Annotated in this window: 24 protein-coding genes; 14 read left to right on the plus strand and 10 right to left on the minus strand. The window is 72.5% G+C overall.

All coding sequences use genetic code 11. From position 1 onward, the window contains the following. Positions 1–20 precede the first annotated feature (20 nt). The 4 genes from V6U88_RS18245 (at position 21) to prcA (ending at position 2,347) form a co-directional block, all read left to right on the plus strand. Complete coding sequence (locus tag V6U88_RS18245) at positions 21–236, plus strand: ubiquitin-like protein Pup (RefSeq protein ID WP_238448154.1); 216 nt, start codon at positions 21–23, stop codon at positions 234–236. 220 nt (positions 237–456) lie between these two features. Then, positions 457–693: an endonuclease domain-containing protein gene (locus V6U88_RS18250; RefSeq protein ID WP_334454722.1), complete on the plus strand. Its 237-nt coding sequence runs from the start codon at positions 457–459 to the stop codon at positions 691–693. Further along, positions 612–1,451 (plus strand): proteasome subunit beta, encoded by an 840-nt coding sequence (gene prcB / locus V6U88_RS18255; protein ID WP_334454534.1) that lies wholly within the window; start codon positions 612–614, stop codon positions 1,449–1,451. Before V6U88_RS18250 ends, prcB begins: the two co-directional genes overlap by 82 nt. Positions 1,452–1,513: 62 nt before the next feature. Further along, a complete protein-coding gene (prcA, locus tag V6U88_RS18260; protein ID WP_334454535.1) occupies positions 1,514–2,347 on the plus strand; it encodes a proteasome subunit alpha in 834 nt (277 codons plus the stop codon). A gap of 82 nt (positions 2,348–2,429) precedes the next feature. Here the strand turns inward: prcA and V6U88_RS18265 are convergent, their stop codons facing one another. Beyond that, positions 2,430–2,867 carry an Lrp/AsnC family transcriptional regulator gene (locus V6U88_RS18265; RefSeq protein ID WP_334454536.1) on the minus strand — a complete coding sequence of 146 codons (438 nt, stop codon included), beginning with the start codon at positions 2,865–2,867 and terminating at the stop codon, positions 2,430–2,432. Positions 2,868–3,040: 173 nt separating this feature from the next. Between V6U88_RS18265 and V6U88_RS18270 the strand changes: the two genes are divergently transcribed. After that, positions 3,041–4,315 carry an ArgE/DapE family deacylase gene (locus tag V6U88_RS18270; RefSeq protein WP_334454538.1) on the plus strand — a complete coding sequence of 425 codons (1,275 nt, stop codon included), beginning with the start codon at positions 3,041–3,043 and terminating at the stop codon, positions 4,313–4,315. A 90-nt stretch (positions 4,316–4,405) separates the two neighbouring features. Here V6U88_RS18270 and V6U88_RS18275 read toward each other — a convergent pair whose 3' ends face one another. From V6U88_RS18275 to rfbB, 6 genes are read right to left on the minus strand one after another with little or no spacing between them, the layout of a single operon-like run. After that, a complete protein-coding gene (locus V6U88_RS18275; protein ID WP_334454539.1) occupies positions 4,406–5,434 on the minus strand; it encodes a glycosyltransferase family 2 protein in 1,029 nt (342 codons plus the stop codon). Beyond that, positions 5,431–6,741 (minus strand): polysaccharide biosynthesis protein, encoded by a 1,311-nt coding sequence (locus tag V6U88_RS18280; protein WP_334454541.1) that lies wholly within the window; start codon positions 6,739–6,741, stop codon positions 5,431–5,433. Before V6U88_RS18280 ends, V6U88_RS18275 begins: the two co-directional genes overlap by 4 nt. Next, positions 6,738–7,439, minus strand: a complete 702-nt coding sequence (locus tag V6U88_RS18285) for a glycosyltransferase family 2 protein (protein ID WP_088962295.1) — start codon at positions 7,437–7,439, stop codon at positions 6,738–6,740. The genes V6U88_RS18280 and V6U88_RS18285 overlap by 4 nt, the downstream gene beginning before the upstream one ends. Beyond that, on the minus strand, positions 7,432–7,818 hold the full coding sequence (locus V6U88_RS18290; protein ID WP_334454542.1) for a DUF2304 domain-containing protein: 387 nt from the start codon (positions 7,816–7,818) through the stop codon (positions 7,432–7,434). Before V6U88_RS18290 ends, V6U88_RS18285 begins: the two co-directional genes overlap by 8 nt. After that, the gene (gene rfbD, locus V6U88_RS18295) at positions 7,815–8,702 is read right to left on the minus strand and encodes a dTDP-4-dehydrorhamnose reductase (RefSeq protein ID WP_334454544.1); all 888 of its coding nucleotides are present in this window, start codon (positions 8,700–8,702) and stop codon (positions 7,815–7,817) included. The genes V6U88_RS18290 and rfbD overlap by 4 nt, the downstream gene beginning before the upstream one ends. After that, entirely contained in the window at positions 8,699–9,700 is a 1,002-nt protein-coding gene (gene rfbB, locus V6U88_RS18300; protein ID WP_334454546.1) for a dTDP-glucose 4,6-dehydratase, read from the minus strand. Before rfbB ends, rfbD begins: the two co-directional genes overlap by 4 nt. 88 nt (positions 9,701–9,788) lie before the next feature. Between rfbB and rfbA the strand changes: the two genes are divergently transcribed. The 4 genes from rfbA (at position 9,789) to V6U88_RS18320 (ending at position 12,977) form a co-directional block, all read left to right on the plus strand. Continuing rightward, positions 9,789–10,679, plus strand: a complete 891-nt coding sequence (rfbA, locus tag V6U88_RS18305; RefSeq protein WP_334454549.1) for a glucose-1-phosphate thymidylyltransferase RfbA — start codon at positions 9,789–9,791, stop codon at positions 10,677–10,679. Further along, on the plus strand, positions 10,676–11,299 hold the full coding sequence (locus tag V6U88_RS18310; protein ID WP_334454551.1) for a dTDP-4-dehydrorhamnose 3,5-epimerase family protein: 624 nt from the start codon (positions 10,676–10,678) through the stop codon (positions 11,297–11,299). The genes rfbA and V6U88_RS18310 overlap by 4 nt, the downstream gene beginning before the upstream one ends. A 68-nt stretch (positions 11,300–11,367) precedes the next feature. Continuing rightward, complete coding sequence (gene pafA / locus V6U88_RS18315) at positions 11,368–12,726, plus strand: Pup--protein ligase (RefSeq protein ID WP_334454553.1); 1,359 nt, start codon at positions 11,368–11,370, stop codon at positions 12,724–12,726. A 59-nt stretch (positions 12,727–12,785) separates the two neighbouring features. Continuing rightward, a complete protein-coding gene (locus V6U88_RS18320) occupies positions 12,786–12,977 on the plus strand; it encodes a hypothetical protein (protein WP_334454554.1) in 192 nt (63 codons plus the stop codon). Positions 12,978–13,001: 24 nt separating this feature from the next. On the opposite strand, the gene V6U88_RS18325 is transcribed toward V6U88_RS18320, so the two are convergent. Beyond that, a complete protein-coding gene (locus V6U88_RS18325) occupies positions 13,002–14,087 on the minus strand; it encodes a DUF3866 family protein (RefSeq protein ID WP_334454556.1) in 1,086 nt (361 codons plus the stop codon). Between the two features lie 120 nt (positions 14,088–14,207). On the opposite strand from V6U88_RS18325, the gene V6U88_RS18330 reads away from it, so the two are divergent. From V6U88_RS18330 to tatC, 5 genes are all read left to right on the plus strand, one after another. Then, complete coding sequence (locus V6U88_RS18330; protein ID WP_334454557.1) at positions 14,208–15,206, plus strand: helix-turn-helix transcriptional regulator; 999 nt, start codon at positions 14,208–14,210, stop codon at positions 15,204–15,206. Next, the gene (locus tag V6U88_RS18335) at positions 15,203–16,228 is read left to right on the plus strand and encodes a helix-turn-helix transcriptional regulator (protein WP_334454559.1); all 1,026 of its coding nucleotides are present in this window, start codon (positions 15,203–15,205) and stop codon (positions 16,226–16,228) included. Before V6U88_RS18330 ends, V6U88_RS18335 begins: the two co-directional genes overlap by 4 nt. Positions 16,229–16,238: 10 nt before the next feature. Further along, positions 16,239–16,487 (plus strand): hypothetical protein, encoded by a 249-nt coding sequence (locus V6U88_RS18340; RefSeq protein ID WP_334454561.1) that lies wholly within the window; start codon positions 16,239–16,241, stop codon positions 16,485–16,487. Positions 16,488–16,700: 213 nt separating this feature from the next. Further along, positions 16,701–17,012, plus strand: coding sequence for a Sec-independent protein translocase subunit TatA (tatA, locus tag V6U88_RS18345; RefSeq protein ID WP_334454562.1), 312 nt, complete (start codon positions 16,701–16,703; stop codon positions 17,010–17,012). Between the two features lie 18 nt (positions 17,013–17,030). Beyond that, a complete protein-coding gene (gene tatC, locus V6U88_RS18350) occupies positions 17,031–17,984 on the plus strand; it encodes a twin-arginine translocase subunit TatC (RefSeq protein ID WP_334454563.1) in 954 nt (317 codons plus the stop codon). 201 nt (positions 17,985–18,185) lie between these two features. Here the strand turns inward: tatC and V6U88_RS18355 are convergent, their stop codons facing one another. Together V6U88_RS18355 and V6U88_RS18360 are read right to left on the minus strand one after the other, a co-directional pair. After that, positions 18,186–18,932, minus strand: a complete 747-nt coding sequence (locus V6U88_RS18355) for an amino acid ABC transporter ATP-binding protein (protein ID WP_334454564.1) — start codon at positions 18,930–18,932, stop codon at positions 18,186–18,188. Next, on the minus strand, positions 18,929–19,726 hold the full coding sequence (locus tag V6U88_RS18360; RefSeq protein WP_334454566.1) for an amino acid ABC transporter permease: 798 nt from the start codon (positions 19,724–19,726) through the stop codon (positions 18,929–18,931). The genes V6U88_RS18355 and V6U88_RS18360 overlap by 4 nt, the downstream gene beginning before the upstream one ends. Positions 19,727–19,762 lie beyond the last annotated feature (36 nt).

Raw genomic sequence — 19,762 nt, forward strand, 5'->3', positions numbered from 1 at the left:
CGATCGTGGAGGAGGCAGCCATGGCCACTCGTGACAGCGGCGGGCAGTCGCAGTCGGACAAGGCCCGTCAGGGCGAGGAGATCGAGGACGTCACCACCGAGGCGAACCCGGAGGTCGCCGAGCGGCACGCCGAGATCACCGAGGACGTCGACGACCTGCTCGACGAGATCGACTCCGTCCTGGAGGAGAACGCAGAAGAGTTCGTGAGAGGATATGTGCAGAAGGGCGGCCAGTGAGGCATATGTCCGATTCGCTCCATGAATTGGACAAGCTGTGCGCCCAGTGCAAGCGGCCCCTTCCCCGCACTGAGTTCCACCGCGACCGCCGACGGGTGGACGGGCTGGCCTTCTCCTGCAAGGCCTGCGCGACCGCCCGGTCGGAGGCGAGCTGCAGGCGCGGCATCGAGAAGAGCTCGGGTTCCAGGAGCTCCTGGCCGAGCAGGGCGGCGTCTGCGCGATCTGTGGCGGCGCCGACCCGCAACACCTGGACCACGATCATCGCACCGGATGGGTGCGCAAGATACTCTGCTTCAACTGCAACGGTGGTCTTGGCCAGTTCCGTGACAGTCCCACGAGGCTGGCCAGGGCGATCACGTACCTGAGAGGAACCACGTGGCAGCGGGCTTTGATCCATCCGGGCGTCTACCAGATGTGTTCACCAACGCGGGGACGTCCTCCTTCACCTCGTTCCTGAGCAGGGTGGCCCCCGAGATGCTGCCCGGCCGACGGCCGCTGCCGCCGGGCATGGCCGCCGACATGGCGCCGCACGCGACGACCATCGTGGCCATCTCGGCCGCCGGTGGCGTGGTGATGGCCGGCGACCGGCGGGCCACCATGGGCAACCTGATCGCCCAGCGCGACATCGAGAAGGTGCACCCGGCCGACGCGTACTCGCTGGTCGGCATCGCGGGCACGGCCGGCATCGGCATCGAGCTGATGCGACTGTTCCAGGTGGAGCTGGAGCACTACGAGAAGATCGAGGGCGCGATGCTCTCGCTCGACGGCAAGGCCAACCGGCTCGCCTCGATGATCCGCGGCAACCTCGGCGCGGCCATGCAGGGGCTCGCGGTCGTCCCGCTCTTCGCGGGCTTCGACCTGGCCGCGAAGGACCCGGCGACGGCCGGTCGGATCTTCAGCTTCGACGTCACCGGCGGCCCCTACGAGGAGACCGGCTACGACGCGATCGGCTCGGGCTCGCTCTTCGCCAAGTCCGCCCTGAAGAAGCGCTTCCGCGCCGGGATCTCCCTCGACGACGCGGTCCGGCTCGCCGTCGAGGCGCTCTACGACGCCGCGGACGACGACACCGCCACCGGCGGCCCGGACCTGACCCGCCGGATCTACCCGGTGGTGATGACGGCGACGGCCGAGGGCACCCACCGGCTCACCGACGCCGAGACGGCGGCGATCGCCGAGGCGGTCGTGGCCGCGCGGATGGAGAACCCGGGCGGCTGAGGCCCCGCTCCCACCTCACAGTCAGCAGTCGTCAGCACAGCGCCCGAAGGAGAACCGCCGCCGTGGCCATGCAGTTCTACGCCTCGCCCGAGCAGATCATGCGCGACCGCTCCGAGCTGGCCCGCAAGGGCGTCGCTCGGGGCCGCAGCGCGGTGGTCCTGAGCTATGAGGGCGGGGTGCTCTTCGTCGCGGAGAACCTCTCCAGCGCCCTGCACAAGGTCAGCGAGATCTACGACCGGATCGGCTTCGCCGCCGTCGGCCGTTACAACGAGTTCGAGAACCTGCGCCGGGCCGGGGTGCGGATGGCCGACCTGAACGGCCTGAGCTACGACCGGCGCGACGTCACCGGGCGGGCCCTGGCGAACGCGTTCGCGCAGACCCTGGGCTCCATCTTCACCGAGCAGTCCAAGCCGTTCGAGGTGGAGATCTGCGTCGCGCAGGTCGGCGGCACCGCCGAGGACGACGAGCTGTACCGGATCACCTACGACGGTTCGGTCAACGACGAGCCGGGCCGGATGGCCATGGGCGGTCAGGCCGAGGCGATCACCGGGGTGCTCAAGGCGCAGCACCGGCCGGACATGTCGCTGAGCGAGGCGGTGCGGGTGGCCGTGCAGGCGCTCAGCACCGTCGGCGGTGAGGGCGGGGCGGCCCGGACGATCGCCGCCAACCAGCTGGAGGTGGCGGTCCTGGACCGGCGCCGGATGGGGCGTACCTTCCGGCGGGTCACCGGGGCGGCGCTGACCGCGCTGCTCGACGGGGACGCGGCGGGCGACGCCGCCCCGGCCGGTGGCCGGGCGAAGACGCCGACGGTGCCGACCGAGGAGGCGCACAAGCCGACCACCTCGGCCGGCTCGGCGGACCTGGAGGGTCACCCGGAGCAGACGCCGGAGGCGTAGCGGTTCGTGTGTCGCGGGGGTCGGGGAGCTTCCCCGGCCCCCGCGGCGTCTCCGGGTACGGGCGGGCCGCCGGGCGGCGCCCTCACATCCGGGGGCGGCTGATGAGTCGGGAGAGCGCGATGACGCTCTCGGTGCCCCCGATGACGGCGGAGGTCCGCATTCGTTGGATGGCCTGCTCGAGGTGAGCGATGTCCTCGGCCTGTAGGTGGACCATCGCGTCGGCCGCGCCGGAGATCGTGCACGCCTCGATCACTTCGGGGATCTTCTCGAGCTCATGCCGGAGCTCAGCGGGAGTCGGGCTGCCGGCACAGTGGATCTGGACATACGCCTCGGTGCGCCAGGCCAGCGCCTGTGGGTCGATGACTGCGGTGAACCCACGGATGGCGCCGACGGCGACCAGGCGGTCGAGCCGTCGTTTGGCCGCCGACGGGGACAGCCCGGCCGCCTTGCCGATCTCGGCGTACGTGCTGCGTGCGTTGGCGACGACGCAGCGGATGATCTCCTCGTCGATACGGTCCACGGCACCGACCTCCTCCCGTGATGCGGCACTGCTGTGCAAAAAATCGTCTATGCCTGGCGATCTATGCAAAGGATCGTACGTGACCAGCAAGTTTTGGCGATTGTTTGCGCAGTGGCGCCCTGTATAGATTCACTGCGCCACATCGTCGCTGATCACGGAAGAGGCGGGCGCACATGACCAGCACGCTCACTGCCACGGAGGCCGACGCCCTGGCCGCGGTCGACGAAGCGGGCATCGCCCGTACGCTGCTGGAACTGCTGGCTGTCCCGAGCGTCACCGGCAGCGCCGCCGAATCCGAGCTGCAGCACGTCCTGGCCCGGCGCCTGGACGCGCTGGGGCTTGAGGTCGACCTGTGGGCGATGGATTTGCCCGCGCTACGCGCCGATCCCGAGTTTCCGGGTACCGAGGCGCCGCGGGATGAGGCGTGGGGGCTGGCCGCCGTCACCCCGGGCGGGGGCGACGGGCCGACTCTGGTCCTGCAGGGTCACGTGGACGTCGTGCCGCCCGGCGACCCAGCCCAGTGGCGTGGGGACCCGTTCGTCCCGAGAGTCGTCGGGGACGTGGTCCATGCTCGGGGCGCCTGTGACATGAAGGCCGGACTGGTCGCCAACCTCGCCGCGCTCGCCGCGATCCGCGCCAGCGGCGCCAGGCTGCGCGGCCGGATCGCGGCCCACTTCGCCGTCAGCGAGGAGGACGGCGGGCTCGGAGCGTTCGGCACGCTACGGCGCGGCCACACCGGCGACGCCTGCATCATCACCGAGCCGACCAGCGGCGCCCTGGTCACCGCCAACGCCGGTGCGTTGACCTTCCGGATCGAGGTGGCCGGCAAGGCGACCCACGCCAGCACCCGTGACGCGGGGATCAGCGCGATCGACGCGTACCTGCCGATCCACGCGGCGCTGGCCCGCCTGGAGGCGCGGCGCAACACCGCGCCCGACCCGCTGATGCGCGACCACGCGATCCCGTACGCGTTGTCGGTGGGCAGGCTCCGTTCGGGCGACTGGGCCAGTAGCGTGCCCGACCTGCTCGTGGCCGAGGGCAGGTTGGGGGTACGGCTGGACGAGGACCCGGCGCAGGCGCGGGCCGCGCTCGAAGCCTGCGTCGCCGAGGCCGCCGCCGCCAACGCGTGGCTACGCGAGCATCCGCCCACCGTGACCTGGCCGGGGGGTCAGTTCGCCAGTGGCCGCCTGGCGCCCGGCAGCCCGCTGCGGGATCTGGTGCGCGACGCGCACGCCGATGCCGTCGGCGGCCCGCGGCTGGCCGAACGCGGCGCGCCGTACGGAAGCGACCTCAGGCTGTACAGCGGGGCCGGAGTGCCGACCCTGCACTTCGGGCCCGGCGACGTACGCCTTGCGCATGGACCACGCGAGCAGGTCAGTGTGAGCGAGGTCGTCGCCGCGACCCGCGTGCTCGTGCTCGCGACGCTGCGCGCGGCCGGTGTCAGGTAGCAGCCGGCAGGGCTCGGGAATGACAGCCCGGGCCCGGATACGGCGACGGCCGCCCGGCGTTGCCGGACGGCCGTGTCACCCGCGGTGGCGTCAGCGCTTGCGCAGCAGCGGCTTGGCCAGGGCCCAGTAGCCGGCGGCGATGGCGTTGAAGACGCCCATGCCGGGGGGCGAGTCGACGTTCGACGGGGCGACCCGGGCGGTCATCAGCTCGGCGACGACCCCGTCGGGCACGGACCGCTCGCTCTGCAACTGCCGACGGCGGGACTTCAGCCAGGCCCGGTTGGTCCAGAGCCAGCCCCAGCCACGGAACTTCTGCTTCGTCCAGCCGCCCGCGAGCGCGGCGGCGAGCATGGCCGCCTCGGTGAGCAGCAGGACCGGGGCGAGCACCACCAGCGTGCGGGTCTCGTACGCGGTGAGCAGCGTGACCAGCCGGTTGCGTTCGACCAGGTAGAGCTTGAGGGCGTTGCGGGAGAACTCGTAGTGGTGCCGCACGACGGCGTCCGGGACGTACTCCAGCCGCAGCCCGCGCTGCCAGAGGCGCAGGCTGAGCTCGGTGTCCTCGTGGTAGGCGAAGTACTCGGCGGCGAACCCGTCCAGCTCCCGCCACAGCGCCCGGTTGATCACGAAGCAGCAGCCGCTGAGCGACGGCACGGTGGTGCGGACGGCGTGGGCGCTGGCCGGCTCGCCGTTGCCGCCGGCCCAGGACAGGCCGGTGAAGTGCAGCGGGTTGCCGGAGGTGTTGATCAGCTCGGGGTTGTCGGCGAGCCGGATGGAGGCCATGGCCGCGCCGACTCCCGGTTCGCCGGCCACGGCGACGACCTTGGCGAGGGCGTCGGGGGCGACGATCGCGTCGGAGTTGACGAAGGCCAGCCATTCGCCGGTGGCCTCGGCGGCGCCGACGCGGCAGCCGCCGGAGTAGCCGGTGTTCTCCTCGGGGCGGATCACCCGGACGCCGGGGAAGCCCTTGACGACGTCGATGCCGTCGCCGGTGCAGCCGTTGTCGACCACGATCAGCTCGATGTCGACGTCGGTGCTGTCCAGCACGGCCCGGGCGGCGTCGACCAGGTACGGCTCGGCGCCGTAGGCCAGCATCACCGCGGTCACCTGCGGGCGGTTCATCGGATGCCTCCGGATACTCCGGTCGCCAGGGCGTCGTCGAGGGACCGGGTGGGGGTGGGGGTGGGGCGGGAGCGGCGCCGCAGCAGCAGCGCCATGGCGGCGGCCACCACGACGGAGCCGACCGTGTAGGCCAGCTCGACGCGGAGCGCGACCGACGCCGGGGTGAGCGTCACGGCGATCAGGGCGGCCACGCCGACAGCCCAGGCGAGCGCTTGGGCGCGGTGCCGGTCGAGGGCCAGCAGCGCCTGACCGAGGACCATGGCCCACAGGTAGGCCAGGGTGGCCACGGCCAGCCAGGCGAAGTCGCCGTGGCCGAGCACGCCGGCGGCGTCGAAGAGGGTGCCGACCAGCCAGGGGCCCAGGGCGATCGCGCCGATCGCGCCGAGGACACCGAGCGCGGTGACGATGCCGAGCGCCCGGCGCAGCAGGCTGTGGAAGCCGCGCAGGTCGCCGGTGGTGGCGGAGGTGGCCAGGCCGGGCAGCAGCGACGCCTGCAGGGAGGCGAAGACGAACAGCGGGATGCGTACCAGCACCAGCGCGGAGAGCAGCGCGCCGGCGGTGGTGACGTCGGACGGGTCGAGCAGCCGCACGTTGATCACGCCGACGTTCACCACGACCTGGGAGAGCAGGCTGGAGACGGTGAGCAGGCCGAGGCCGCGCAGCAGCGCCGCCCAGGCCACCGGTACGCCGCCCCCGGCGGCGCGCAGCACCGGCGGGAGGGTGAGCAGGACGCTGGCCAGCGGGGCGATCACCAGCACCAGGCCGTACCACAGCGGTGAGGTGACCCCGGTGAGCCCGAGCAGGGCGACCATGGCGATGCGCAGTCCGCCGTCGACGCCGAGCTGGGTGCCGTACCAGGGGAAGAGCTGCAGGCCGGAGAGGACGCCGCGGGTGGTGTAGGCGACGGCCATCGCGACGAGCGCGCCGATCAGCACGCTGACCATGGCGGCGTCGCCGGCGAAGAGCCGGTCGGTGAGCGGTCCCCGCGCGGCGAGGATCACCACGACCATGGCGGCGAGCACCCCGGCGGCGAGGACGGCGCCCCGGGCCAGCACGGGACCGGGCGGCAGCCCCTGGCTGCGCCGGGCCGCGACGACCCGGGCGACCTCCTGCTCGACGGGCATGAACACACCGATGCCCAGGGTGAAGACGATCGACCAGAGCACCGACAGGGAGGAGTAGTCGGCTTCGGTGAGGCTGTGCCCGGCCACCGCGAGGTGGACGTAGGAGGCCAGCCCGAGCAGGGCCAGCCCGGCACCCACGGCGAGGGTGCCGGGCGGGACGAGTTGGAGCAGGCGCCGGATCACCTGCGGATGAGCGCCAGCGTGAGCACCGCGAACGCGCGACCCAGGTAGATCATCGCCTTGGCGGGGGAGTGGCTGGGGGTGCCGGCCATCCGCTTGCGCATGGCCACCGGCACCTGCCGGATCTTGTAGCCGCGGCGGGCGGTGTGCACCAGCGTCTCCACGGTGTCGCCGAGGTACTCGGCCGGGTACCAGCCGGCGAACATCTCGATGACCCGCCGGTTGGCGGCGCGGAAGCCGGAGGTGGTGTCGGTGAGCTTGGTCTTCGCGACCTTGGAGAGCACGGCGGAGAGCATGACCATGGCCCAGCGGCGGGGGCCGCGGACGGTGTAGTCGCCCTCGCCGGCGAACCGGGCGCCGATGACCAGGTCGGTGTCGTCGAGCAGGTCGACCAGCTTCGGCACGTAGCGCGGGTCGTGCTGGCCGTCGGCGTCGATCTGGATGGCGACGTCGTAGTCGTTGTCGCGCGCGTAGCGGTAGCCGAGCCGCATGGCCCCGCCGACGCCGAGGTTGTACGGCAGCTTCGCGACCCGGGCGCCGGCGGCGGCGGCCACCGCGGCGGTGCGGTCGGTGGAGCCGTCGTCGACGACCAGCACGTCGACGCCGGGCAGTTCGCCGCGGACCTCGCCGACGACGTCGGCGATCGAGCCGGACTCGTTGAGCGCGGGGATGATGATCAGGACGCGCTTGCCGTTAACCATCGTGGGACACCAGTTCGTCTCGGGCTGATTCGATGCGGGCCGCGCGGTCGGCGTCGACCTGGGCACGGAGCAGGGCGAAGTCTTCGGCCAGGGTGCGGGTCTCTTCCTCCAGGGCGCTGACCTCCCAGCTGAGGTGCACGCACACCAGCAGCAGGAAGACGATGCCGAGGAAGAGTACGAGGCTGACGCCGGAGACCACTCCGAAGAAGCCGGCCACGTTGTCCAGCAGGCGGGGGAACAGCGACAGCGGGATGACGATCAGCAGGACCGCCAGCCAGAGCATGCCGTACTTCTCGCGGAGCTGCCGGCGGCGCAGCAGCTCGACGATGGTGACCAGCAGGATCAGGCCGGTCAGACCGGTGACCAGGGTGAGCTTCATACGACCTTCCACGGGGCGGGTGGAGTGGGGGAGGCGAAGGCGTCGGACAGTGTGTCACGCCAGTTCGGCAGCGGCGGTAGTCCAGCGGCCGCCCAGCGGTCGTGCCCTAGCACACTGTACGCCGGTCGCGCGGCCGGACGGGGGAACCGGTCGCTGGTGGTGGGTCGGACCCGTTCCGGGTCGAGCCCGGCCAGGGTGAAGGTGGCGCGGGCCAGGCCGCACCAGGTGGTCCTGCCGGAGCAGGTGCCGTGGTAGATCCCGGCCGGGGCGCGGCCGGCCAGCGCCGCGTCGGCCAGCGCCACCAGTTGGGTGGCCAGCGCGTACGACCAGGTGGGCTGGCCCTGCTGGTCGTCGACCACGTCGAGCTGTTCGCGCTGCTCGGCGAGGCGCAGCATGGTGGCCACGAAGTTCGACCCGTGCGCGCCGTAGAGCCACGCGGTGCGCACGACGTAACCGGTTTCGGGGAGGAATCGGACCACCGCCCGCTCCCCGGCCAGCTTGCTGCGGCCGTACGCGTTGACCGGGTCGGTCGGCGCGTCCTCGGCGTACGGCTGGGTGGCGTCGCCGGGGAAGACGTAGTCGGTGGAGATGTGCACCAGCCGGGCGCCGGTGGCGGCGCAGGCCCGCGCGAGGTGCGCGACGGCGTCGCCGTTGACCGCGGTGGCGGCCGCCTCGTCCCGCTCCGCGCCGTCGACGTCGGTCCACGCGGCGGTGTTGAACACCACGTCGTGCCCGGCGACGGCGGCGTGGACCGCCTCGGCGTCGGTGATATCGAGCTCGGCGCGGGTGACAGCGGTCACCTTCAGGTCCGGCCGGGTGGCCAGCACGGCCAGCAGGTCCCGGCCGAGCATGCCGCCCGCGCCGGTGACGAGCACGCGGCTCATGCGGCCTTGGTCGCCTTCAGCGGCTCCCACCAGGCCCGGTTGTCCCGGTACCACTGGACCGTCTCGGCCAGGCCGCGGTCCAGGTCAATGCTCGGGGCGTACCCCAGCTCGGCGCTGATCTTGCTGATGTCCAGCGAGTAGCGGCGGTCGTGGCCCTTGCGGTCGGCGACCGGGACGACCCGGTCCCAGTCGGCGCCGCAGGCCTCGAGCAGCCGGCCGGTGAGCTCCTTGTTGCTCAGCTCGGTGCCGCCGCCGATGTTGTAGACCTCGCCGGCGCGGCCCTTCTGCTGCACCAGGGCGATGCCCCGGCAGTGGTCGTGCACGTGCAGCCAGTCGCGGACGTTGCCGCCGTCGCCGTAGAGCGGAACGGTGCCGCCGTCGAGCAGGTTGGTCACGAACAGCGGGATGACCTTCTCCGGGAACTGGTACGGCCCGTAGTTGTTGGAGCAGCGGGTGACCACCACGTCCATGCCGTGGGTGCGGTGGTAGGCCAGGGCGAGCAGGTCCGAGCCGGCCTTGGAGGCCGAGTACGGGGAGTTCGGGGCCAGCGGCCAGGTCTCCGTCCAGGAGCCCTCGTCGATCGAGCCGTACACCTCGTCGGTGGAGACGTGCACGAACCGGCCGGTGCCGTGGCGCAGCGCGGCGTCCAGCAGGGTCTGGGTGCCCAGCACGTTGGTGGTGACGAACGGCGCGGCGCCGGCGATCGAACGGTCGACGTGCGACTCGGCGGCGAAGTGCACGATCACGTCGTGACCGGCGACGACCTCGTCGACCAGGGCCGGGTCGCAGATGTCGCCCTGCACGAAGCGCAGCCGGGCGTCCTCGCGCACGGGCGCCAGGTTGTTCAGGTTGCCTGAGTAGGTCAGCTTGTCCAGCACCGTCACCGCGGTGGGCTCGACGGCGGGCACCCCGGCAGCGTCGCCGCCGGGCACGCCCAGCAGCATCCGTACGTACTCCGACCCGATGAATCCGGCTCCGCCGGTGACGAGAATCCTCACGGGTCCGGAAGTGTACGCGAATCCTTCCGAGCACCGGGGGACGGCGACCCCGCTGTCCGGTTGGCGCCGGTGCAGGTAGTCTCCCCGGGTGCGTGGAATCCTTCTCGCTGGTGGCACCGGTTCCCGGCTCTGGCCGATCACCCGGGCGGTCTCCAAGCAGCTGATGCCGATCTTCGACAAGCCGATGGTCTACTACCCGCTGTCGACGCTGGTGATGTCCGGCGTGCGGGAGATCCTGGTGATCACGACGCCGGAGGACCAGTCCCAGTTCGAGCGGCTGCTCGGCGACGGCAGCCAGTGGGGCCTGCGGCTGGAGTACGTCACCCAGGCCCGCCCGGAGGGCATCGCGCAGGCGTTCGTGCTCGGCGCGGACTTCATCGGCGACGAGTCGGTGGCGCTGATCCTGGGCGACAACATCTTCCACGGCGCCGGCCTGGGCCGGCAGCTCGCCGCGGACGGCGACCCGGTCGGCGGGCGGGTGTTCGCGTACCCGGTGGCCAATCCGGAGGCGTACGGCGTGGTCGACTTCGACGACGACGGCAAGGTGCTCTCGATCGAGGAGAAGCCGGAGAAGCCGAAGTCCCGGTACGCGGTGCCGGGGCTGTACTTCTACGACAACCGGGTGGTGGGCATCGCCCGCGACCTCAAGCCCAGCGCCCGGGGCGAGCTGGAGATCACCGCGGTCAACGAGGCGTACCGGGAGGCCGGGGAGCTGTCGGTGACCGTGCTGGACCGGGGCACCGCCTGGCTGGACACCGGCACCTTCGCCTCGATGATGCAGGCCGGCGAGTTCGTCCGGGTGATCGAGGAGCGCCAGGGCATGAAGATCGGCTGTGTCGAGGAGGTGGCCTGGCGGGCCGGCCTGATCGACGACGAGCAGCTGCGCACGCTGGCCGAGCCGCTGACCAAGAGCGGCTACGGCGACTACCTGCTCGGCCTGCTGGCGGAGAAGCACGGAGAGGTGGTTCCCCGCTCGTGAAGATCCGGCAGCTGGGCATCGAGGGCGCCTGGGAGATCAGCCCGCAGCAGCACGGCGACCCGCGCGGGCTGTTCATGGAGTGGTACCGCTTCGACCGGCTGGCCGAGGCGGTCGGGCATCCGCTGCGGCTGGCCCAGGCGAACCTGTCGGTCTCCGCGCGCGGCGTGGTGCGCGGCATCCACTTCGCCGACGTGCCGCCCGGCCAGGCCAAGTACGTCACCTGCGTACGCGGCGCGGTGCTGGACCTGATCGTGGACCTGCGGGTCGGCTCGCCGACGTTCGGCCGGTGGGAGGGCGTGCGCCTCGACGACGTGGACCGGCGCGCGGTCTACCTGAGCGAGGGGCTGGGGCACGGCTTCTGCGCGCTGACCGACGACGCGACGCTGAGCTACCTCTGCTCGACCACCTACAACCCCACCGGCGAGCACGCGGTGCACCCGCTCGACGCGGACCTGGGTATCGAGTGGCCGGCCGAGGCCCCGCAGCTCTCGGCCCGCGACGCCGCCGCGCCCACCTTGGCGCAGGCCCGCGAGTCCGGTCTGCTGCCGCGCTACGACGCCTGCCGGGAGTTCACGGCGAGTCTGCGGCCGGACGGAATGTCGTACTCGGACGGTTTGTGATCGACCGGGGAGCACCGCCTGGGCCGTGACAGTGACGAACGGGGCCTCCGGGCGGCTAATGTCACATCATGGAGCGGCGAATCTTCGGCCTCGAGACCGAGTACGGCGTCACCTGTACCTACCGCGGGCAGCGTCGGCTGTCCCCTGACGAGGTCGCCCGGTACCTCTTCCGCCGCGTCGTGTCGTGGGGCCGGTCGAGCAACGTGTTCCTGCGCAACGGAGCCCGGCTCTACCTGGACGTCGGCTCGCACCCGGAGTACGCCACGCCGGAGTGCGACTCGGTGGTGGACCTGGTGGCCCACGACCGGGCCGGCGAGCGGATCCTGGAGGGTCTGCTCGTCGACGCCGAGAAGCGGCTGCACGACGAGGGCATCGCCGGTGAGATCTACCTGTTCAAGAACAACACCGACTCGGCGGGCAACTCCTACGGCTGCCACGAGAACTACCTGGTCTCCCGGCACGGGGAGTTCGGCCGGCTGGCCGACGTGCTCATCCCGTTCCTGGTCACCCGCCAGTTGATCTGCGGCGCCGGCAAGGTGCTGCAGACCCCGCGCGGCGCGGTGTACTGCCTGTCGCAGCGGGCGGAGCACATCTGGGAGGGCGTCTCCTCGGCGACCACCCGCAGCCGTCCGATCATCAACACCCGCGACGAGCCGCACGCCGACGCCGAGCGCTACCGGCGGCTGCACGTGATCGTCGGCGACTCGAACATGAACGAGGTCACCACGCTGCTGAAGGTCGGCAGCGCCGACATCGTGCTGCGGATGATCGAGGCCGGGGTGGTGATGCGCGACCTGACGCTGGAGAACCCGATCCGGGCCATCCGGGAGGTGTCGCACGACATCACCGGCCGGCGCAAGGTGCGGCTGGCCAACGGCAAGGAGGTCAGCGCGCTGGAGATCCAGCAGGAATACCTGGCCAAGGCGACCGAGTTCGTGGAGCGCCGGGGCGGTGACCAGACCGCCAAGCGGGTGGTGGAGCTGTGGGGCCGGGTGCTCAGCGCCGTGGAGTCCGGCGACCTGGAGCCGGTGGCCCGCGAGATCGACTGGGTGACCAAGCTGCGGCTGATCGAGCGTTACCAGCGCAAGCACGACCTGCCGCTGTCGCACCCGCGAGTCGCCCAGATGGACCTCGCCTACCACGACCTGCGTCGCGGCCGGGGCCTCTACGGGCTGCTGGAGCGGCGCGGGCAGGTCGACCGGGTCGCCACCGACCCGGAGATCTTCGAGGCGAAGGAGACCCCGCCGCAGACCACCCGGGCCCGGCTGCGCGGCGAGTTCATCCGGCACGCCCAGGAGAAGCGGCGCGACTTCACCGTCGACTGGGTGCACCTGAAGCTCAACGACCAGGCGCAGCGCACCGTGCTCTGCAAGGACCCGTTCCGGGCGTACGACGAGCGGGTGGAACGCCTGATCGCCAGCATGTGAGCGGATCGGCGGCCGGTGCCGGGCACCGGCCGCCGACCCACCGGTACGCTGGCGTCGCGATGAATACGTCACCCTCCGACCGCGACCGCGGCACCGAGAAGCTGAACTGGATCGAGCGCCGCCGGGAGAAGATCCGCGCCGAGATCGAGCGCAACCGCCGGGGCGAGTACACCGTGCCCACCTGGGTGCTGGCGGTCGCGCTGGTGGCCATCGTCGGCGGCTGGCTCGCGTTGATCTTCCTGGTCGGCTGAGCCCGCGCCGCCGACCTCGGGCGCTCAGGTGATCAGGCGGGCCGCGTGGCGGCCGGCGGCGGCCGCCGCCAGGAAGTAGGCGTGGTCGGCGTCCAGGCCGCGGCCCATGGTGGACAGCCCCACCGGCAGGGCGCGCAGCGCCGCGTCCAGACCGTCGGTGGCCACCCGGACGATCCGGTGCCGCGACGCCAGCGGTGCCAGGGCGGCGTCCACCTCGCCGGCCAGCGCGGCCTCCAGGCCGTCCGGCACGACGAGGTCCGCCGGGGCCAGCGCCACCCGGCCGTACGCGGTGAGGCTGTGGTGCGATACGCCACGGTGCCGGGGGCGCGGGTCGGCGTCGGAGATCCGCAGTGAGCCGACCGGACGGCCGCCGAGGACGGCCACCGCGTTGACCGCCTCGCCGACGGCGACCCCGGAGAAGCCCCAGGTGGTCCCGGTGCCCAGGTTCCCCGGCCCCTGGGCGACGATCGCCACGTCGGCGCGGAGCACGTGCCGGGCGGCCAGCAGACCGCTGTGCAGGGTGGTGGCCTCCAGGTCGCCGCCGAACGCCTGCCCGACCGTGACCGTGCCCACCAGCTGCCCGCGCAGCCCGGCGAGGGTGCGGGAGAACCAGGCCGGCAGCGCGCCGCCGTCGGTGAGCAGGTACGCCACCCGGGCGTCGGGCGCGTCGGCGCGTACGCCGGCCAGGATCGCGGGCAGCGCCGAGTGCAGGTCGGCGGTGACCACGGGCAGCCCGTCCACGCTCTCCGCCCCGGCCAGCAGCTCGTGGTGCTCCGACGCCTCCTCGTCCACCCCCAGCATGATCGCCTGCAGCGGGGTGTAGCGGGCCTTGACCAGGTGCCCGGCGTCGCGGGTGTCACCGGCCTGCGGCGGGTCCGGCGGCAGCCGGTCGGGCAGCGCCACGACCAGGGCATAACCCCCGGTGCCGAGCCCCATCAGCAGGGCCCCGGCGTTGAGCAGCACCCGGTCGCCGGGCACCGGGTCGCCGACCAGCTCCGGGTAGGCGAGGGCGCGCATGGTCGTGCCGTCGGGCAGGGCGACGTCGAGTTCCGCCGCGCCGGCCCAGCGCCGTCGTACCGTCGTGACCGTTCCCGACCGCCATCGCACCATGCCGGGCACGCTATCCGCGCCCGGCCGCGGCGCCGCGCCGGGGTCGGGGCGGTCGCAGGTGTGCCGCGCCGCGCCCGCGCGGGTGCACGGCGGCGGCGCGCGGGCTGCTAGCGTTCACACGTGTCGCGGAGCCGTACCGAACGCCTGGTCAACCTGGTGATCTGTCTCCTCTCCACGCGACGGTTCCTGACCGCCGCGCAGATCGCCGCGACCGTGCCCGGTTACGAGCACGATCCGGACGACGCCAAGGAGCACGAGGCGTTCCAGCGCAAGTTCGAGCGGGACAAGGCCGAGCTGCGTGAGCTGGGCGTGCCGCTGGAGACCGGCACGGCGAGCGTCTTCGACGCCGAGCCCGGCTACCGGATCGCCCACCGGGAGTACGCGCTGCCGGAGATTCCCCTGGAACCCGACGAGGCCGCCGCGGTGGGCATCGCCGCGCGGCTCTGGCAGCACGCCGGGCTGGCCGCCGCTGCCTCCTCCGGGCTGGCGAAGCTGCGCGCGGCCGGTGTCGACGTGGACCCGCAGGCCACGCTGGGCCTGGAGCCGATGGTCACGGTCGACCCGGCGTTCGCGCCGCTGACCGCCGCCGCGCGGGACCGGCGCGAGGTGGGCTTCGACTACCGGGTACCCGACCGCGACGCGCCGACGCGCCGCCGGTTGCAGCCGTGGGGCGTGGTCTGCTGGCGCGGCCGGTGGTACGTCGTCGGCCACGACCTGGACCGGGCGGCGACCCGCTGCTTCCGGCTGTCCCGGGTGGTGGGCGCGGTCCGGGTGACCGGCGAGCCGGGCGGCTACGAGCCGCCGGCCGGGGTCGACCTGATCAGCCACGTGGCCCGCTGGTCCGGGCCGGTCGAGCGCACCGGGCGGGCCACCGTGCTGGCCGCCCCGGGCCGGGCCGCCGGCCTGCGGCGCTGGGCCGTGCAGACCGTGCCGGGTCCCGACGGCGACCGGCTGGTCCTGCCGTACGCCGACCCGGACTCCCTCGCCGGGCACCTCGTCGGCTACGGCCCGGACGTGCGGGTGCTGGAGCCGCCGGAGGTACGCGACGCGGTGATCCAGCGGCTCAAGGAGATCGCCGTCCGGCAGGACGACCTGGCCGTGGCCGGAGGTCCCCGGTGACCCGTCCCGCCGCCCGGGGCGGCTCCCGCACCTCCGCCGACCGGCTGGCCCGGCTGCTCAACCTCGTGCCCTACCTGCTGGCCCGCCCCGGCATCGAGATCGCCGAGGCGGCCGGTGACCTGGGCGTCACCGAGCGGCAGCTGCGCGAGGACCTGGAGCTGCTCTGGGTCTGCGGGCTGCCCGGGTACGGCCCGGGTGACCTGATCGACATGGCCTTCGACGGCGACCGGGTGACCATCACCTACGACGCCGGCATCGACCGGCCGCTGCGGCTCACCCCCGACGAGGCGCTGGCCCTGGTGGTGGCGCTGCGGATGCTCGCGGAAACGCCCGGGGTGGCCAACCGGGAGGCCGTGGAGCGGGCCCTGGCGAAGATCGAGAACGCGGCCGGCGACCTGGTCGGCGCGCCGGTGGCGGTGCGGCTGCCCGGCGACACCCGGCAGGTCGAGGCGCTGCGCTCGGCGGTCGAGGGCGGCCGGGCGCTGCGGATCACCTACTACACGGCGGCGCGGGACGAGACCACCGAGCGCACCATCGACCCGCTGCGGATGCTGATGGTCGGCGGCCGGGCGTACGTGGAGGCGTGGTGCCGCCGGGCCGAGGCGGTCCGGCTGTTCCGGGCCGACCGGATCGACGCGGTCACCGAGCTGGACGAGCCGGCCGTGGTGCCGCCGCAGGCGCGCCCGCACGACCTCACCGACGGGGTGTTCCGCCCCTCGCCGGACCTGCCGCTGATCACCCTGCGCATCGGCCGGGGCGAGCGGTGGATCACCGAGTACTACCCGTGCGAGCGGGTGGAGGCCGGCGACGGCGACCAGTGGCTGGTCTCGCTGCGGGTGACCGACCTGGGCTGGGCCCGCCGGTTCGTGCTCGGGCTGGGGCCGGAGGTCAGCGTGGTCGCCCCCGCCGAACTGGCCGACCAGGTGCGCGCGCAGGCGCTCGCGGCGCTGGAGGCGTACGGCACACCGGTGCTCGGCGCGGCGACGTCGGCCGACCCGGCGGTGGGGGCCGTCACCCAGTAGGCTGACCGCCGTGGTGAAGTGGATCGTTCTCGCGGTGGTGCTGTTCGCGCTCGTCGTGCTGGCCCTGGCGGTCCGGCCGGTGCTGGCGCGGCTGCCCCGGCTGCGTCGGGCGGCGCTGGCGCTGCAGCGGCGCCAAGCCGACGCGGAGGCGCTGCGCGAGGCCGCCGAGGCGCTCTCCGAGCGGGCCGAGACGCTCCAGCAGCAGGTCGAGACCACCACGCAGCGGGTGGAACTGATCAAGGCCAAGCGGGGTAAGTGATCGACCTCGGTCGGTGAACCGCACGCTGGCTGCGCGATCGGTGCCCCTTTCGCGCACCGATGAACGCCGGTAGGTGGTTGACGGGACCCGCGAGGGTGGTCAAGACTTCACCGGCCGGACGCGTCACCAGCGGCCCGGCGGGTGGCAACGGCTCTCGACGCACGTACGATGGGCTGCGACACACCCTTCGACACAGAGCGACTGGAGCTTCCCATGGGTGCCCTCAAGCCGTGGCACATCGCCGTACTCGTGGTCGTGCTGATCCTGCTCTTCGGCGCGAAGCGGCTCCCCGACGCGGCCCGCTCGCTGGGCCGCTCGCTGCGGATCATCAAGGCGGAGACCAAGAGCCTGCAGGACGACGACCGCGACCTGGCCGAGAAGGCCGACGCGCAGGCCGGCTACCAGCCGCTGCCGCCGCACACCGGTCAGCAGCCGTACGCGCAGCAGCAGTTCGCCCCGCAGCAGGCTCCGCAGCAGCCGGTCGCCCCGCCGGTCGACCCGGTGCAGCGCGTCCGCGACAACTGATCGAAGGGCCCGACCACCGTGGCCTTCGCGCTTCGTAAGCGCGGTCCGAGCGACTTCCAACGGGCCGCCGACGGGTCGATGACGCTCATCGAGCACATTCGTGAGCTGCGTAACCGTCTCTTCCGCGCCTCGCTGGCGATCCTGGTCGGCTTCGGGTTCGGCATCTGGCTCTCCGGTCCGGTGCTGCACCTGTTGCAGCAGCCGTACTGCGATCTGCCGAAGGCGCGCCTGGTCAACGGGTCGTGCAACTTCGTCCAGCTCGGTCCGGCCGACCTGTTCCTGCTCCAGCTGAAGGTCGGCCTCTGGGTGGGTCTGATCATCGCCGCGCCGGTCTGGCTCTACCAGCTGTGGGCGTTCATCGCCCCGGGCCTGCACCGGCACGAGCGGCGGTACGCCTACTTCTTCACCGCCCTGGCGGCACCGCTGTTCGCCGCCGGTGCGGTGCTGGCGTACTTCGTCACCGCCAAGGGACTGGAGTTCCTGCTCAACGTCTCCGGCGGCGGCGACATCACCACCACGCTCGACATCACCCGGTACATCTCGTTCGTCACCAACCTGATCCTGCTGTTCGGGGTGGCGTTCGAGTTCCCGCTGGTCGTGCTGATGCTCAACTTCGCCGGCCTGGCCAGCGCCAAGAAGCTGCTGAGCTGGTGGCGGGTGGCGGTCTTCGTGTTCTTCGCCTTCGCGGCGGTGGTCACGCCGACCCCCGACCCGTTCGGCATGACCGCGTTGGCGCTCTGCCTCTCGGCGCTCTACTTCGCCGCGGTGGGGGTGGCCTTCATCAACGACAAGCGCCGGGGTCGGGGCAAGGAGATCTACTCCGACCTCAGCGACGACGAGGTGTCGCCGCTGCAACTGGACAACGAGCCGGTCGAGGCGACCCCGCGGGTCGACTTCTCCGGGCCGGTCGGGGCCCCGGAGCCGGTGGCCGCGCCCGCCCCGATCGACCGCCGCTTCGACGACATGACCTGACGGGCGTCCGCGCCCCGGGTCTCGACGACGCCGCTCCCGCCAGCCGGGGGCGGCGTCGCCTCGTTCCCGGCCTCGCCCCGGCGAACCCGATGATCGGGTCGCAGCTACCGACGCGACACGCCGACGGCAGTGTCGGAGAATGCGACTGGATCATGTGCGGCCCGCCGGTCACCCCGCTGGGAGATGCAGGCGATCAGCGGATCAGAGCACCTGCGACAGGAAGCGGCGCAGCCGGGGATGCTCCGGCGCCTCGAAGATCGCGGCCGGCTCGCCGGCCTCCAGGACCACGCCGTGGTCCATGAAGGCGACGGTGTCGGCGACCTCGCGGGCGAAGCCCATCTCGTGGGTGACCACCACCATGGTCATGCCGCCGGCGGACAGGTCGGCCATCACCGCGAGGACGCCCTTGACCAGTTCCGGGTCGAGCGCCGAGGTGGCCTCGTCGAAGAGCATCACCTGCGGTTGCAGCGCCAGCGCCCGGGCGATGGCCACCCGCTGCTGCTGACCGCCGGACAGGTGCGCCGGCCGGGAGTCCGCCTTGGCGGCCAGCCCGACCAGCTCCAGCTGGGCGCGGGCGACCGAGGTCGCCTCGTCCTCGGAGAGCTTCCTGATCCGGCGCAGCGCCAGGGTGATGTTGCGCAGCACGCTCATGTGCGGGAAGAGGTTGAACTGCTGGAAGACCATGCCGACCCGCTGGCGCAGCGCGTCCGGGTCGTCGCGTAGCACGCTGCGCCCGTCGAGCAGCACGTCGCCCCGGTCCGGCTCGATGAGCCGGTTGATGGTGCGCAGCAGCGTGGACTTGCCGGAGCCGGAGGGGCCGATCACACAGGCGGTGCCGCCGCGCGCGACGTCCAGGTCGGCGCCGCGCAGCACCTTGTTCGCCCCGAAGGCGAGGTGGACGTCCCGGACGGTGAGGCTGACCGAGGTGGTGGTGGCGGTGTCGGTCATCGCTGGTCCCTTCCGGCGGTGGGGCTCGGGGGCAGGGCGGTCTCGCCGGCCAGGGCCAGGCCGCCGTCGTCGTCGGGGTCGACGGTCACCGACCGGCCCTGGCGCAGGCGCCGGTCGATCCAGTTGACCGCGTGGGTCAGCGGCACGGTCAGCGCCAGATAGAAGAGGCCGGCCAGCAGCAGCGCCGACTCGTTGCCGGTGGTGGCGGCGTAGTCCTGGCCGATCCGGAACAGTTCCCGCTGGCTGGCCACCAGGCCGAGGAAGTAGACCAGGCTGGAGTCCTTGATCAGCGCGATCAGCTGGTTGACCCAGGCCGGCAGCACCCGGCGCACCCCCTGCGGGATGATCACCAGCCGCATCGCCTCACCCCAGGAGAAGCCGAGCGCCCGCGCCCCCTCCAGCTGCGCGGCCTCGACGCTCTGGATGCCGGACCGGAAGATCTCGCCGATGTAGGCGCCGGCGATCAGCGACAGCGCCAGGATGCCCAGCGGGTAGGGGTTCGGTCCCCAGACCTCCATGCCCAGTGGGGCCAGGCCGACCCCGATCAGCAGGATGGTCGCCGCGGCCGGCAGGCCGCGGAAGATGTCCGTGTAGACCCGCGCCGGCCACCGCAACCATCGGGTAGGCGAGATGCCCGCGACAGCCAGCGCCATGCCGAGCACGGAGCCGAGCAGGGCGGCGGAGATCGCCAGGATCAGCGTGTTGGGCAGCCCGACGGTCAGCATCTCGGGCAGCGCCTCGCGCATCGAGTCCCCGTCGAAGAAGGTCTCCCACAGGGTGCTCCAGGTGTCCATCAGTCTCGTCCCCGTCCGCCCCGCTCGCTCGTCATC

The sequence above is a fragment of the Micromonospora sp. CPCC 205739 genome, assembly GCF_036906795.1.
Lineage (GTDB): Bacteria > Actinomycetota > Actinomycetes > Mycobacteriales > Micromonosporaceae > Micromonospora.